The organism is Rheinheimera gaetbuli (assembly GCF_054781935.1).
Genome location: NZ_BAAGTL010000028.1, coordinates 576,862 through 592,943 on the forward strand (window position 1 = coordinate 576,862; position 16,082 = coordinate 592,943).

The 16,082-nt window shown below is 47.9% G+C and carries 13 protein-coding genes and 3 tRNA genes; 7 read left to right on the forward strand and 9 right to left on the reverse strand.

The genetic code is table 11. The features are described 5' to 3' along the window. The first annotated feature begins 1 nt into the window (after position 1). From ppnN to ACYVIC_RS19240, 6 genes are all read left to right on the forward strand, one after another. Positions 2-1,360 (forward strand): nucleotide 5'-monophosphate nucleosidase PpnN, encoded by a 1,359-nt coding sequence (gene ppnN / locus ACYVIC_RS19215; protein WP_460862532.1) that lies wholly within the window; start codon positions 2-4, stop codon positions 1,358-1,360. Then, entirely contained in the window at positions 1,361-2,173 is an 813-nt protein-coding gene (gene xni, locus ACYVIC_RS19220) for a flap endonuclease Xni (RefSeq protein ID WP_460862534.1), read from the forward strand. Beyond that, positions 2,173-2,589 (forward strand): DUF3192 domain-containing protein, encoded by a 417-nt coding sequence (locus ACYVIC_RS19225; RefSeq protein WP_460862535.1) that lies wholly within the window; start codon positions 2,173-2,175, stop codon positions 2,587-2,589. The genes xni and ACYVIC_RS19225 overlap by 1 nt, the downstream gene beginning before the upstream one ends. Further along, a complete protein-coding gene (locus ACYVIC_RS19230) occupies positions 2,579-3,961 on the forward strand; it encodes a hypothetical protein (protein WP_460862536.1) in 1,383 nt (460 codons plus the stop codon). The genes ACYVIC_RS19225 and ACYVIC_RS19230 overlap by 11 nt, the downstream gene beginning before the upstream one ends. 162 nt (positions 3,962-4,123) lie before the next feature. Next, the gene (locus ACYVIC_RS19235) at positions 4,124-5,131 is read left to right on the forward strand and encodes an isocitrate dehydrogenase (protein ID WP_460862537.1); all 1,008 of its coding nucleotides are present in this window, start codon (positions 4,124-4,126) and stop codon (positions 5,129-5,131) included. A gap of 71 nt (positions 5,132-5,202) precedes the next feature. Continuing rightward, entirely contained in the window at positions 5,203-5,427 is a 225-nt protein-coding gene (locus tag ACYVIC_RS19240; protein ID WP_460862539.1) for a VF530 family protein, read from the forward strand. Positions 5,428-5,440: 13 nt separating this feature from the next. On the opposite strand, the gene ACYVIC_RS19245 is transcribed toward ACYVIC_RS19240, so the two are convergent. From ACYVIC_RS19245 to ACYVIC_RS19280, 8 genes are all read right to left on the reverse strand, one after another. After that, entirely contained in the window at positions 5,441-6,010 is a 570-nt protein-coding gene (locus tag ACYVIC_RS19245) for a nucleoside deaminase (protein ID WP_460862540.1), read from the reverse strand. A gap of 2 nt (positions 6,011-6,012) precedes the next feature. Further along, complete coding sequence (gpt, locus tag ACYVIC_RS19250) at positions 6,013-6,483, reverse strand: xanthine phosphoribosyltransferase (protein WP_460862542.1); 471 nt, start codon at positions 6,481-6,483, stop codon at positions 6,013-6,015. Between the two features lie 30 nt (positions 6,484-6,513). Beyond that, positions 6,514-7,215, reverse strand: coding sequence for a purine-nucleoside phosphorylase (gene deoD / locus ACYVIC_RS19255; RefSeq protein ID WP_460862544.1), 702 nt, complete (start codon positions 7,213-7,215; stop codon positions 6,514-6,516). 10 nt (positions 7,216-7,225) lie between these two features. Beyond that, the gene (locus ACYVIC_RS19260) at positions 7,226-8,440 is read right to left on the reverse strand and encodes a phosphopentomutase (RefSeq protein ID WP_460862546.1); all 1,215 of its coding nucleotides are present in this window, start codon (positions 8,438-8,440) and stop codon (positions 7,226-7,228) included. A 218-nt stretch (positions 8,441-8,658) separates the two neighbouring features. Continuing rightward, a complete protein-coding gene (locus ACYVIC_RS19265; RefSeq protein ID WP_460862548.1) occupies positions 8,659-10,827 on the reverse strand; it encodes a prolyl oligopeptidase family serine peptidase in 2,169 nt (722 codons plus the stop codon). Between the two features lie 172 nt (positions 10,828-10,999). Continuing rightward, a tRNA-Phe gene (locus ACYVIC_RS19270) sits at positions 11,000-11,075 on the reverse strand. Between the two features lie 16 nt (positions 11,076-11,091). Then, positions 11,092-11,167, reverse strand: a tRNA-Thr gene (locus tag ACYVIC_RS19275). Between the two features lie 63 nt (positions 11,168-11,230). After that, a tRNA-Phe gene (locus tag ACYVIC_RS19280) sits at positions 11,231-11,306 on the reverse strand. A 228-nt stretch (positions 11,307-11,534) separates the two neighbouring features. Here ACYVIC_RS19280 and ACYVIC_RS19285 point away from each other — a divergent pair. Continuing rightward, positions 11,535-14,297: a hybrid sensor histidine kinase/response regulator gene (locus ACYVIC_RS19285; protein ID WP_460862549.1), complete on the forward strand. Its 2,763-nt coding sequence runs from the start codon at positions 11,535-11,537 to the stop codon at positions 14,295-14,297. Positions 14,298-14,357: 60 nt separating this feature from the next. Here the strand turns inward: ACYVIC_RS19285 and ACYVIC_RS19290 are convergent, their stop codons facing one another. Beyond that, positions 14,358-15,977, reverse strand: a complete 1,620-nt coding sequence (locus ACYVIC_RS19290) for an HNH endonuclease signature motif containing protein (protein WP_460862551.1) — start codon at positions 15,975-15,977, stop codon at positions 14,358-14,360. Positions 15,978-16,082 lie beyond the last annotated feature (105 nt).

Genomic DNA, 16,082 nt, shown 5'->3' on the forward strand with positions numbered 1-16,082 from the left:
TATGCATGTACAGTTAAACCCGCTTGGGTCTATGGACTTATTATCTCAGCTTGAAGTCGATCATTTAAAACAGAACACGCAACAAGAAGCGTTCCGGCTGTTTCGTAACTGCTGCCTGGCGGTACTTAATGTTGGCAGCCATACAGACAGTTCAGCCGAAATTTACGAACAGTTTGCTGATTTTAAGGTAAACCTGATAAGCCGTGAACGTGGAATCAAAATTGAATTATTTAACCCGCCGCTGCGGGCTTTTGTTGATGGTCAGATTATCAAAGGTATCCACGAACACTTATTCGCTGTGTTGCGCGATATTTTGTTCTACCACAGCCGCTTGCAAAGCCACAAAAGCTGGCTGGATTTAAACAACAGCGCTCATATTACTCACACGGTATTTGATATTCTGCGGAATGCCCGGGTTATTGATGCCAGCAATGAACCCAATATGGTGGTGTGTTGGGGCGGACATTCTATCAATGAAGCGGAGTACAAATATACCAAAGAAGTAGGCTATCAATTAGGCTTACGTGGTATGAATATCTGCACCGGCTGTGGTCCGGGCGCGATGAAAGGCCCGATGAAAGGCGCCACTATAGGTCACAATAAGCAACGTATCAGCAACGGTCGCTACTTGGGCCTAACCGAGCCGAGCATTATCGCTGCTGAACCACCAAACCCCATAGTAAACCAGCTAGTCATTTTACCCGATATAGAAAAACGCCTGGAAGGTTTCGTCAGGGTGGCACATGGTATTATTGTCTTTCCGGGCGGTGCAGGAACAGCGGAAGAGCTATTATACCTGCTTGGCATCATGCTGCATCAGGATAACCAGCAACAACGTCTGCCAGTGATCCTGACCGGGCCAAAACAAAGCGAAGCTTATTTCAGCGAAATTGTCAGTTTTATCAGCAATACCCTTGGTGATGCAGCGTTAAAGCTGTTTGACGTTATCATTGATGATGCGCCAGCCGTTGCAAAGAAATTAAAGCTCGGCGCTGCAGAAGTAAGACAGTATCGCAAAACGGTCGGTGATGCTTATCATTTTAACTGGACGCTCAATGTAGAGCAGGACTTTCAGCAGCCTTTTATCCCGAATCATGCCAATATGGCCGCACTAAACTTGCACACAGAACAAGACAAAGCAAAACTGGCAGCTAATTTGCGCCGGGCCTTCTCAGGCATTGTTGCAGGCAACGTGAAAGATGAAGGTATCAGGGCAATCCGCCAGCATGGCCCGTTTGAAATTTCAGGTGAAGCCAGATTAATGCATATGATGGACACCCTACTGCAGGCTTTTGTTGAGCAAGGCCGGATGAAACTGCCAGGTAGTAAATATGAACCATGTTATCGGGTTATCCGTTAAATGACACAGGTGCTGCTGATTGACGCGCTTAATTTAATCCGTAGGTTGTACGCCGTACAGGAGAGGCCTTACCAGCCACTACCAGAGCAGGTAACCGATGGCACCCGGGCGCAGATCATACAAAATACTGACAACATGCTGCGCCAGGCTCTGCAACGCTTGCTAAAAGAATTTAGCCCCAGCCATGCCTTAATGGTGCTTGATGGCCAACATAGCCCATGGCGCAAAGCACTGTATCCGCAATACAAAGCCAACCGCAAGCCGATGCCCGCTATTTTGGCTGATGCTATGGCAGGTTTAGTGCAATCGGTTACAGCCTTGGGTATTCAGCATGTGCAGCACAACGACAGCGAAGCGGATGATGTTATTGCTTCAGTAGCAACCAAGCTTGCACAACACGGCATGCAAGTGACTATTGTTTCTACTGACAAAGGCTTTTTACCATTGTTATCAGACAATATTCATGTCTACGACACCTTTGCCCGCCAGTTTCACACCGAGCAAGACGTGCAGCAAAAGTTCGGTGTCAGTTCAGCAAATCTGGTGCGTTATTGGAGCCTGGTGGGTGATAGCACCAATAATATTCCTGGCGTAACAGGTATTGGACCAAAAGGCGCGCATGACCTGCTGGCACTTGGCGCCACCCTGACGGATGCGTTAGAACACCCGGATTGCCATAAAAAACTCAGAGAAAAAATTCTGGCGCAAAAAGATCAAATTAAAGTATTCATGCAGCTGTTGACACTGCGCACAGATATCCAACTGGGGCTGAACTTACAGGACATGCGCGTACAGGTCACGGGAGCTCACTGATGCCAGTTACCTTACGTAAACTCATCACTAACAAGTTGGTCTGGCTAGCCGCTGGATTGCTGCTCTATGTACTACTTACGCTGGCAGCATTGTTTTGGTATCAGGATGATGTTGAGCAAATGAACTGGGTTGACCGGGAAGTGTTTAACGCAAAAATTATCCGTCAATTCACAGTGTCGGGCACGACTAAACAACAGCAGGTACTAGACAGATTAGGCAGCCCGGATATCACCGCCGCTTTTTCCGACAATGCTGACATTTATCAGGTATTGTATTATCGCACCCAAAGACGGACAGCGGATGGCATTACCACTGCAGATGAATGTACGGCTTTACTGTTTAAAAACCGCCAGTTGATTGCAATTGGCGATAATGCTGTAAGTCGCTATCAGTCGCTGAGCGCCAATGCAAACTGACACAGTGTCAATTGCGGAATTGATAACGCCCTGGCAGCAAGCGCGCAGCCAACTGCAACAGCACCCCGACAGTAAGCGGTTGGCTGTGCTTAGCCAGCAATTATGCCAACAACGCTTACATGCGGCTTTGGCTACTCAGTCACAATTAACCGACTGCTCAGCCCTGCCCGACGCCTTGTGGCGCAGCGAGTTGCTATTGAGTGTCTGCAGCTGGCTAAACTGGCCGAGAGGTGCGGTGCAACTATTACTTCATGCCAGCTATTACTCTGGTCTCAGTGATCTGCTACCTGAGGCGAAAACGCAGCCTAAACTGCAATCTTATCCACCTTTGCTCAGCGCCAAACTGCTACAGGTGGTAATGCCACCGACACTGCTGCAGCTACTGCGTGGCTGTTATGCTACAGAGCGCAAAATAGTGTATTGGCGCCAGCAAGCGCTCAGTTCGCTGTTAACACTGGTTACGCGGCTTAACACTCCAACAGCAGACAACAGTTTTTCAACACAACTGGCAAACCGCATTACGCGCAGCCGCTGCGAGCATGAACTGGCGCTACTACGTAAAATTATACAATGGCTCAAACAACCTCAGCTTTCACCGCGCATTACCGCTGCAACCCTGGTTAACAACTCTGCTTATCAGCAATTACGCCACAGCAACAATAAAGTGCTGGCCGCTACCTTAAGCTCAACACCAGCATGGCGCGAACCGGTGTTACAGTTAGCAAGCGAGCTTAACCGGCAACAGCAGCTAATAAGCGATTTACCGCTGGCGGTCAATCTTATCGGCCGCGACTTGTTAGACACTGTATTGATAGATGCCGAGCTAAACAACCAACTCAGCTTACTACATCACCCGCAGCAAGCCATGTTGCAACAACTCACGACGGGTTTTGCCTGCAGTCTGCATTTACTGACAAATGGCGCTATGTCGGTGGCCAAAAGCCGGGCTTTAGCAAGATGCCTGTGCGCGCCGCTATGGTTTGATAGCAGTGGCTTTCGTCTGAGTCCGTTGGGGCAAGACAGGCCAGGCTATGCAGCATTGCCTGATTTCAGCCTGTACCAGAAAGCCGCCGCCAGCGCGCTGATATGCAAATTACTGCAACAATATCAATTAACCGATTGGTTAGCACCGACGCAAAAACTGCTACTGATCCTGCAAAAACAGCCAACCCAGTGCGATAACGCCACGCTAACACTATTAATTGCCTGGTACAGTTGTCAGGCGATATATGCCACAAACATTCCGCCTGAGCTGCCAGAACTACTACAACGGTATGCAGCCGATACCGGAAACCGTTTTGACACGCTACCCTGGCTTACAACTGTTGCCGGCCACGCCAGTAGTCATTGCCCTTTACTGTTAACATTGTAGTTTTATTACATCATTCATCAGCGTTATACAGGATATAAGCGGGATAACTAAGGTAAACTTTCACCAAACTGGCGCCAATAGTGGAAAACTGCTATATTCAGCGCCGTTTTCAGGCCCGTCAGAGGCCCGCTTTTCACGTAAATAACACTGCTAAGGATCCCCATGAGCAAGCAAACGATTACTGTCATCAAAGGCGACGGCATAGGCCCCAGCATTGTAGAAGCTGCAATTCAGGTGCTGGACAAAGTTGGCTGTGAATTCGACTACGAATACGTCGATGCCGGCTTAACTGCACTGGAAAAAACCGGCGAGCTATTGCCACAAGCTACGCTGGATGCCATAGCCCGCAATAAGATCACATTAAAAGGCCCGCTTACCACACCGGTAGGCGAAGGTTTTACGTCCATTAACGTGACCCTGCGGAAAAAATTCAACCTGTATTCAAACGTACGGCCGGTGATTTCCTTCAAAGGCACCAAAGCACGCTACGAGAATATCGACATTATTACTATCCGTGAAAACACTGAGGGCATGTACTCAGGCCATGGCCAGGTAGTATCAGCTGATGGCATGGTAGCCGAAGCCACCAGTATCGTTACCAAAGAAGGTGCCGAGCGTATTGCAGTATTCGCTTTTGAAACCGCACGCCGCGAAAAGCGTAAAAAAGTGACTATTGTACATAAGGCGAATATTCTGAAATCAACCTCAGGTTTATTTCTTAAAACAGCACGCGAAGTAGCAACCCGTTACCCGGATATTGAAGCTCAGGAAATGATTGTCGATAACGCCTGTATGCAGTTGGTAATGAACCCGCAGCAGTTCGACGTTATTGTTACCACTAACCTGTTTGGCGATATTTTATCGGATTTATGTGCCGGCTTAGTCGGCGGTTTAGGCATGGCGCCAGGTGCTAATATCGGCACGGAGTGTGCTATTTTTGAAGCAGTTCACGGCAGTGCACCGGATATCGCCGGAAAAAACCTGGCTAACCCAAGTTCAGTGATCCTGGCATCTATCCAGATGTTGGAATACTTAGGGATGCAAGACAAAGCGGAGAAGATCCGCAGTGCTCTGGCTGACGTTATTGCCAGCGGCGACCGCACCACACGTGATTTAGGCGGCAGCTTCGGTACCACCGACTTTACCGCTGCGGTATTAGAGCGATTATAAGCAGTAATACTGCTAAAATAGCCACCTCAGGGTGGCTATTTTTTTAGCGTCTTTCACAGAGGACTTATAATATGTCTCAACTAAACAACCCACTGCACGGCGTGACGCTTGAGCAAATCGTCACCGCGTTGGTCGATCATTTTGGCTGGCCAGCTCTGGCACAGCAGATAGATATCAACTGCTTTAAATCAGATCCATCGGTAAAAAGCAGCCTGAAATTTTTGCGCAAAACGCCTTGGGCACGGCAAAAAGTAGAAGAGTTGTATGTGGCAAAAAAGCTGTATCAGCAAGTCTGATACAGCTTTTCGTTTAACCGTTGTAAATAGCACCGCCGCCACTAACGTAGTTTTGTAGTACGCTGTTCGCTGCATCTCGTTGTACCAGCCGCACGACTTCAACGCCGGCATTGGTAAGATACTCATAGCTGCTGTCGTATACCGGGCCTTCATCAAAACCTATGGCACGGGCGTCTTCTGCCGTAGCGGCACACACCAAGCGCTTAACGCCGCTCCATAAGGTGCCGCCTAAGCACATAGCACAAGGCTCGCATGAGGTAAACAGCTCGCGCTTAACACCATCGGCTGACAAACTAAAACTCTGGACACTTTGCTCTGCCAGCATTATCGCCATCATCTCACCATGCGCGGTAGAGTTGTGCAGTGGCACTACCCGGTTTACGCCAACACTCACCAACTTACCGCTATCGCAATCAAAAATTGCACTGCCAAACGGACCACCAGTGCCGCGCAATACGTTTTGTTTTGACAACTCCACCGCTAAAGCCATTTTGTCATTGTCGCTTTGATACACTTTTTGCCAGTCAACTACGTCGTTAATCCATGCAGGCAAGTTCAGTGTTAATTGTTGTATTGCTGTCATTATTATTTCTCAACCAACGGCTTGCTGTAGGCAAGCTCCATATCCCATGGTAGCTGGATCCAGGTATCTTGTTCAATATCAGTGACATAATGGTCAACCAATGGCTTGCCCTGCGGTTTGGCATACACCGTGACAAAACAAGCTTTAGGGAAATGCTCACGCAGTGCTCTGGCAGTTTCACCGGTGTCTACCAGATCGTCGACAATCAGTAGCTGTTCAGAATCGGCAAGGCAGGCGTCCTTTAAAATGCTCAGGCTACCTTGTTTATCATGCTCATAGCTGGCAACACAGATGCTGTCTACCACACGGATATTCAGCTCACGTGCCAGTATCGCCGCCGGCACCAGGCCACCACGACTTACAGCCACTATAGCATTAAAATCATGGCCCACCAGCTGATGCGCCAGCTCTTTGGTAGCACGGTGAAACGCTTCCCATGATACATAAAACATTTTATTGGTTGATAACGACATATTTCCGTCCTGTGCTCGGTTAAACGGCAGTTATAAGCAGCCCAGTGCTACTTCAACCATTTCATTAAAGCTGTTCTGGCGCAGCTCGGCACTTAACGCTTCGCCGGTACGAATATGATCGCTTACCGTAAAAATAGCCAAAGCATTGATGCCGTATTCGGCAGCAACACCGTATAAGCCAGCAGCTTCCATTTCCACGGCCAGAACACCGTATTTTTCTAACGTATCGAACAGGGTTTCGCTGGGGTTGTAAAACAAGTCTGAGGTAAACACATTACCCACTTTAACATTGATGTTTTTCGCCCGGGCTGCTGCCACCGCTTTTTCCAGCAGTTCAAAACTGGCGATAGCGGCAAAATCCATCCCGCCAAGGCGGTTACGGTTAACGTTAGAATCAGTACTTGCGCCCATACCAATAACGACATCACGCACTTTTACATCTAATGGCAGGCCGCCACATGAGCCAATACGGATAATATTTTTTACGCCATAAAACTTAACCAGTTCAGTTGCATAAATAGACATCGAAGGTACCCCCATACCTGAGCCTAAAACGCTAACCGGCTTACCATTGTAGGTCCCGGTGTAGCCAAACATATTGCGCACCGTGTTTACACAAACCGCATCGGTTAAAAAAGTTTCAGCAATGTGTTTGGCCCGCAGTGGGTCACCAGGCATTAATACTGTTTCTGCAAAAGCGCCCTCTGGCGCATTAATATGCGGAGTAGCCATAAATAATCTCTTAGTTAATTTTAGTGATAAAGGAGTCGCCGTATGCCATCGCATCCAGCGTAAAATAATCTGCCAGTGTCTGGCCTATATCAGCAAAACTGCCGCGCTCGCCCAACGCAACATCACCCAGCCCTGCTTTGTAAACCAGCACCGGAATATATTCGCGGGTATGTTCAGTGCCAGGCCAGGTTGGATCGCAGCCGTGGTCTGCCGTCAATATTAGTAAGCAATCATCACCACAGGCATCTATAAGCTCAGGCAGGCGCTGATCAAAATACTCAAGTGCTTCGCCATAGCCAACAGCATCGCGGCGATGACCGAAATTTTGGTCAAAATCGACCAGATTAGTAAAAATAAGGCTGTTATCCGCTTGCGTAGCCATCTGGGCCAGCGTTTTGTCAATCAGCTGTTCCAACCCGGTGGCTTTTAAACTTTCACTAATACCCTGATGAGCATAGATATCAGCAATTTTACCAATGCTTATTACCTTGCCACCCGCAGTGGTTAATTTATCCAGCACAGTGGGTGCTGGTGGCAATACAGAGTAATCACGGCGATTACCGGTGCGGGCATAATTTTGCGGACTATCGCCCAGAAAAGGCCTGGCAATAACGCGGCCAATGTTATATTTATCCAGCAACTCGCGGGCCACCAGACAAAAATCCAATAGCTTCTGCAAGCCAAAATGTGCTTCGTGCGCCGCTACCTGGAACACGCTATCGGCCGAGGTGTAGCAAATCGGTTTGCCACTGCTGATATGCTCGTCGCCCAACTTAACCAGAATATCGGTACCCGATGCATGGCAGTTGCCCAAAATGCCAGGCACTCCAGTGCGCTGGCATAGCTCATCTATCAGCTCTGGCGGAAAACTATCAGTTTTGTTGTGAAAATAGCCCCAGTCAAACAAGACAGGTACACCGGCAATTTCCCAGTGGCCGCTGGGGGTGTCTTTGCCACTACTCAGCTCGCTGGCATAACCGTAGGCGCCGATAATAGTGTTTGCAGGTTTAATATCAGCCTGTATGCCTTTAGAGGCCGCCTTTGCAGCCTCTACCAGCCCAAGAGTGGCCAAATTGGGCAAGGCTAACTGGCGGCCTTTGGCGGCATGAAACGCGCTGGCAATACTGGCAAAGGTGTTAGCACCAACATCGCCAAATTTAGCTGCATCAGGCGCATAGCCTATACCAAAACTATCCAATACCAGGATCACTGCCTTCTTTGCCATAGTCCTGCTCCTGAAATATTTATTAAAGTGGTTGCCAATACGCCCAGCTTAACACTAGCGTGTCCGTTAACGCTGTAACCGACAACATTTTTAAAAAGGGCACGCAGTTTAAATCGAAGGCTAAGGCTTTACAACTGCGAAGTGAAAATCAGTAGTACAGATCACAAAAAACCCGCCATTACAGCGGGTTTTGTTTTAGTTCACACGGTTTTACTTAACTATCGGGGTAATTGCTTGTAACCCATGTTATACAGGGTAAAGCTAAATACGTCCGCAGCCTGGTCTATTTGCATAGATACTGGCATACCGGCACCGTGTCCGGCTTTAACGTCTATACGGATAAGTTGCGGATTCACGCCACTGTCTTTAGCTTGCAACTCGGCAGCAAACTTAAACGAGTGCGCCGGCACCACACGATCATCGTGATCCGCTGTAGTAATCATCGTTGCCGGGTGCGTTACGCCTTGCTTAACATTGTGCACTGGCGAATAACCCAGTAAGTAGTTAAACATGTCGGCACTTTGCTCACTGGTGCCATAATCAAAGGCCCAACCGGCACCGGCAGTAAAGGTATGGTAACGCAGCATATCCAACACACCAACCGCCGGAATAGCCACTTTAAACAGCTCTGGGCGTTGTGTCATTACCGCACCTACTAATAAACCGCCATTAGAGCCGCCGCGAATAGCCAGCTTATCTTTAGAGGTGTAGCCTTGTTTTTGCAGATACTCTGCTGCGGAAATAAAATCATCAAACACATTTTGTTTGTTTAATTGCGTGCCGCCTTCGTGCCAGGTTTTGCCATATTCGCCACCACCACGGATATTGGCTACAGCATAAACCCCGCCCATATCCATCCATACTGCGTTAGATACGCTAAATGACGGTGTCAGGCTGACATTGAAGCCGCCATAACCATAGAGCACGGTTGGATTACTGCCATCACGCTTTACATCTTTGCGGTAGCTAATGATCATTGGGACTTTAGTGCCGTCTTTTGACGTATAAAAGACCTGCTCGGAAGTATAAGCTGCCGGGTCAAATTGCGTTTTCGGCTGATTAAATAAGCTGGAGTCACCGGATTGCGGTGCAAACTTATAAATGCTGCTTGGCGTGGTGTAATTGGCAAAACTAAAATAAAGCTCAGCGTCATCTTTTTTACCACGGAAGCCACCTACGCTGCCCACGCCGGGTAAGGCGATTTCACGCACCAGTTTGCCGTCGTAATCAAACTGTTTTACCTTAGCAACAGCATCAACGATGTAATTTGCAAACACATAGCCGGCACCAGTTGAGGCACGCAATACATTAGTCGTTTCAGCAATTAGCGTTTGCCAGTGCTCTGGTTGCGGTTTAGCCGCATCGGCAACAACCACCTTGCGATTAGGCGCATCACGGTTAGTGATAAACATTAGCTTGTCACCAACAGAGTCGAGTAAGTCAACATCCGAGGTGGTATCGGCCACTACAGTTACAAAGTTGGCGTCAGCTTTAGTTAAATCTTTTATAAACAGCTTGTTGCCTGAAGTCGATACCGCTGCAGATACCAGCAGGTAGCGATCATCTTCTGTCACAGTGGCGCCAACATAACGGTGTTTTTCGTCTGCGGCTGCACCAAAAATGACGTTATCATCAGCTTGTGGTGTACCCAACTTGTGGTAATACAGCTTGTGCTGATCCGTCATTGCTGACAATTCACTGCCATCAGGCTTGTCGTAGCTGGAGTAAAAGAAACCTTCATTGCCTACCCAACTGATGCCACTGAATTTGACATCAATTAAGGTGTCGCCGATTTGCTGTTTCGTCTCTACGTCAATAACAATAATTTTACGCCAGTCACTGCCGCCTTCTGAAATAGCATAAGCCGCCAGACTACCGTCACGTGAGAAACTGATATCCGCCATCGACGTCGTGCCATCGCTGCTGAAGGTGTTAGGATCTAAGAACACTTCAGAGCTGCCATCGGCATTTAGACGATACAACACAAATTGATTCTGCAAACCATCATTACGGTAAAAATACTGGTATTTACCTTCTTTAAACGGCGCGCCAACGCGTTCAAAATTCCATGACTGCTGTAACTTATCCCGAATTGCGTCGCGGTATGGGATTTGGGCAAGGTAATCGAAAGTGGTTTTATTTTGCGCTTTTACCCAAGCCTCTGTCTCGCTGCTGCGGTCATCTTCCAGCCAACGGTAAGGATCGGCTACCTGAGTACCAAAATAGGTGTCAACGACGTCACTTTTTACTGTTTGCGGGTAAACTAACTGCTGTTTCACCGATTCTGTCATACTCACCTTAGCGCTATCGCTGGCTGCAGTGCTTTTTGGCTCACCGCCGCAAGCGGCAAGCAAAGATACTGCCAGTATACTTAATACATGTTTCATCTACGGGGACTCCCTGTTTCTTGTTGTTATAACGCCTGCGAGCTTAACAAAGAAGCCAGCCTTTGCCTATTTCAGGTCAACGGTTTTTCTGTGCTGTTGAACTGAAATCAAAGCAAAAGCTATAGTGCTAAAAAGCAAAAAGCCCGTCATAAGACGGGCTTTTTGCTTTTTATGGTGCCCAGAGGCGGAATCGAACCACCGACACGCGGATTTTCAATCCGCTGCTCTACCGACTGAGCTATCTGGGCAAAACTGCTGTATAAATGGTGCCGCTTATCCGAGTCGAACGGATGACCTACTGATTACAAGTCAGTTGCTCTACCAACTGAGCTAAAGCGGCGCCTATACTGTAGCTTAAGTCGTTTATATCTGTTACTTTGCAACAACTTAGCTTTTAAACTAGTGGTGCCCAGAGGCGGAATCGAACCACCGACACGCGGATTTTCAATCCGCTGCTCTACCGACTGAGCTATCTGGGCAACGCGGGTCGTATTAAACGGATTTTGTGATATTAAGTCAACAGATATTTTAAAAGCCATAGCGCGTTAGCCTATTAACTAAGCAAACTGCTGAAATTAACAGCTTAACGCTTGAAAAAACGTCGATAACTTATGCACACAAGCAAACTGCGTAAAGCATAAAAAGTTGTTACAATAGCCAAAATAACAATCACACTGCCCCGCTTGCAGTAAAGTATTGGAACGCGAATGGAAAATACCTCCTTTAGTAAACCGATTTTTAAGCGCCTGGCATTACTGTCGCTCCTTATCTTATTAGTTCAGGCGTCACTGTTTATGCTGTTGCAGCAGCCCGACCCGGCATTTGCCGAAAAGAAACTCGACCGGCTAGACGCCGACAGCAAACTACTGACCCGGGTGGTGCAACCGCTGGTGGCAGCAAATGATTTTGCTGCCGCCGAACAAATGCTGGCCCAAGCCCGCAATGGTGATATATCACGTGCGATGTACTTGTATCGTCAGGCTGATCGGCAAAGTGCAGAACTGGTTGCCAATACGCAAAGCGTACAGGGTTACGTGCCGCAACCGACCTGGCAGGACCAAAGCAAGCTTGATGGTGGCTTTCTGGTGGTACAGCAGATAATTAATTTGCCAGCAGAACGCAAAGCATTACTTATCCAGGTGCAACAGCTGGAGATTAAAGCTATGTGGCCCTATGGCGCCGTTTTTGCTATCAGTTTGTTATTAGGTTTGCTGTTAAGTGGTTTTTTCGCCAGTGCCATATCAGGCTTTTTTAGCCGCAGGTTAAAACCTTTGCTGCAAGGCACCAGCCACGCATTGAGCAAGCAGCAGTTTAATACCAGCCTGGAGAGCAATAGCAGCGACAGTTACGGTGTGCTTGGCAGCCATGTTAATCAGCTTTTTCGTAAAATCGAACAGTCTCATCAGGCATTGCTGGAGTCTGAGCAAAATATAAAAACGCTGAAACAGGAAGTAGATGCCCGGATAAAAGAGCGTACAGACGCGCTGGAAACCGCTAAGCTGACGGCAGAAAAGGCCAATGAGGCAAAATCAACCTTTTTAGCCACCATGAGCCATGAAATTCGCACGCCGATGAACGGCATTATTGGTACTATCGACTTATTACGCAAAACCCAGTTATCAACCTCGCAGTTTCGCATGACAGATACTATTCGCGAGTCATCGTTCTCGTTACTGCGTATCCTAGATGATATTCTCGACTTCTCAAAAATAGAGGCTGGCAAACTTGAGCTGGAAACGATTCCGCTGTCTCTGGTAGATATTATTGAAGCCGTTGGCCGCATCTTGGTTTCCGTTGCTTATCAGCGCCAAATTGATCTTAAATTGTTTATCGACCCACGCATCCCTGATGGTCTGGTTGGCGACCCGGTACGTTTGCGACAAATTTTGTATAACTTGGCCGGTAATGCCATTAAATTCACTCAAACCACACCAGAAAAAACCGGGCTTGTGCTGATAAAAGCAGAGCAGTTGGAAGAAAACATGGATTTCAGCCAAATCCAGTTCAGTATTACCGACAACGGCAAAGGCATGACACAACGCCAAATAAGCTATGTATTTCAGCCATTTAATCAAGCTGAAGGCTCTATTACCCGAAAATTTGGCGGCACCGGACTGGGTTTATCGATCTGTCAGCGTTTAACCACTCTGATGTATGGCGATATTAATGTCAGTAGCCAGGTCGACAAAGGCACTGAGTTCAGCGTTCGTATTCCAATGCGCCGCTCAGACGAAATAACGTATCTGGACAAAGAACTATTACATGACGTTCACCTTTGCCTGTTTACCACGGACGTACACAATCAAAGCCACCTGCAGGCCTATTTTAGCTATACCGGCGCCGATCTGGACATTACAAACAGCTTTGAAGCCCTGCTCAAAAGAGCCAACTCAATGCAACCCTTACCGCCGAAACAGGCTGCAGTTTGGGTATTAGATGCCACCTATGAGCAAATTTCGGCCGCTGAAATTACCCAACTCTTGCAGTTGCCAACGATGAATCAAGTGCAGTTTGTTGTCATCACCAACCAGGTAGAACTGACAGAACAAAGCAGTGACCGCATCTATTACCTGCACAGCTCACCTATTTGCCGTAGCCACTTATATGATGCGGTTCTCATTGCAGCAAAACGTAAAGCAAAACCGATTTATGCCGGTGAAAAATCTCCGATAGCTGCGGCACCGTCAATTCAACAGGCACGTAAAGATGGCAAGTTGGTGCTGTTAGCCGAAGACAACCTGATGAACCAGCGTGTGATCGTTGACCAGCTCAATGCGCTTGGCTACGCGGTAGAAGTGGCAGATGACGGTGCTATTGCACTGGAAAAGTGGCGTCGTTTCCATTATCCATTAATCCTGACCGATTTACATATGCCGAACATGAGCGGTTATGATCTGGCCAATGCTATCCGCAAGGAAAGTCTGCACAGTGCTGAGGGCATGCCGTTTACCCGCATTGTTGCCGTTACCGCAAACGCTCTCAAAGGTGAGGAGCAAAAATGCCTTAGCATAGGCATGGATGGCTATATAACCAAACCGATTGAATTAGCAGTGCTGGAAAGTATGTTGTCGCGCTGGCTGCCGCTGGGGGCAACTAACAGTAAACTCTTAACCAACAGCGCTGATATTTCGCAAAACAGCTCGCCGATCTGCTTTACGACTATTGCTAACTATTTAGGCAATGATCCAGCAAAACACGAAGAACATCTCAATTACTTTGTCAAACATGCTGCAAAGCTATTGTTATCACTGCAAGCTCATCTACAAAACCAGGAACGCAGCACGGTGCGCTCTGTGGCTCATCAGCTTAAATCTGTTGCTAAGAGTATTGGTGCTATCAGTCTGGCCGAGCAAGCAACGAAGCTGGAAAAAGCCGCCGAAGAAAGCGATTGGTCGGTTATTAGTGAGTATATCCGGCAAATGCAGGATAAATATCAGGAAGTCGTTAATTACGTAAAACAGCGCTATTAAATACATTGATGGGTTGAAAAAACGCCAGCGGGATGCTGGCGTTTTCGTTAACGCCCTGGTTTAGTTGCCCCAAATTGCTGTAACAAACTGCGGATGGTCAATAAAGGGGTTACGGTTGCCCTGATACTGATACGCCGCGTCATTGCGATCGCGTTCTTTCTGGCTTACCGGATCCAATTGATGCCACTGTTTTAACAGCTGCAACAACCAGCTTTCAAACACCTGAGTACTGGTACCGTTAAGTGCTGCATTGGCTTCAGTGCTGTTAGTTTGCCAGGCAGTTAGCCGGTCCTGATAACGTGTCGCCATATAAAAGTACGCCCGCGCTATGTCGCCTTTAAACTCATCAATCGGTTCAAATACCACGCCGCTGTACCCGGTGCCAGCTAAGGCATTGCCAAGCTTGCTGCCATTAGTTGAGGTAAAGCTGGCGCTGCCTACATCGCCATAGGGGTAGCTGCTTCGCTTGGCGTTGACAAAACCGTCGGTAGCAAAAATATGATGAATATCAGAGTTCATCGGCTCTACTGCACCACCAAACCAACTGCGCGGAAAACTGTGTTCACGGTTGTAACAATCACCTTCTTTACTGTAGCTACCGCATTGATTGCTGCCAGCAGCATACACATAGCTGTCGCTTGCTGACGGCTTCTCAGAATAAATGTCTAAAATGGAACCGTCATTTTCATAATAGTTATCCAGCTCATAAACATTATAAAAACCCCAAATCGCACTGTACCCTTGTGCTATGTGGTTTTTAATAATGTTATGCAGTGCAGTTTTCAGACTGTAGCCGGTTAAGCCTGCAGCGCTGGCATAGTAACTGCCTAAATCAGCACCGCCACCGTCATCACCACCACTAATACCCAGCGTAAAACTATGGCTTTGCTGGCTGGCAAAAGCGCCGCCGCTAAATACCGGCTGCCCGCCCAGTGTCAGGCTATAGCTGCCATTGCCATAACTGCAACAGATACCATCGCCATAGCTGTCAAAAATAGTGAAGGTATATTCACCGTTTGCCAGACACCACTGTTCACTGTATTGGCTGCTGCTGGCTAAACCACTGCCGCTGTAAAGCGTGCCACTGTTGCTTGATACCAACTGCCAGCTGGTTTCAGCGCCATAGTTATCAGTGCTCAGTGTAAAGTCAGCGTTAGTGTTGGCACAGCCTGCCGGTGGTGGGCTCTGGGTGGTTGCCGGTTCAAACTGGTCCACATACACCAGCTCTGCGCCATCAAAGCCAGCAACATCATAAAAGCGCAGCCCCACTTCAATGCTACCACTACTGGCAGCTGTATAGCTGTGGCTTAGCGTCTGCCACTGCCCGGTCAGGTTCTCGTTGGAGTAGCCCTGATAGCCATTGACATAAAGCCTGGCGCGAACACCACCCTCGGTGTGGTATACCGCTGTGCTGAAGTTATAGGTCTGGCCGGCGCTAACACTAACCAACTGGCGAAAGTCGGTGGTAGCCTGATCGGGGGTATTGACACTAATGGCGGCTGCGCTGTTACCGCTTAATTTGATATTACCTGATTGGCTAATCGTAATACCGCTATCAATCAAGCTCCAGTTGTCTGGCTTATTGCCGGTCCACTGCTCAAAGCCGCCATTAAGCACAGTAGCCTGAACAGCTGCAGTAAAAAAGGTAAGCAAAGCCAGTGAAAGCGTTGTTCTTTTCATTGTTATTTTTCTCATTCTGATAATTCGTCGCTAAATAACTGTTGGCCATATAGCAAACAGCGCCACTAAACTATTACAAATAATTTGAATAAAAATAGAGCAACA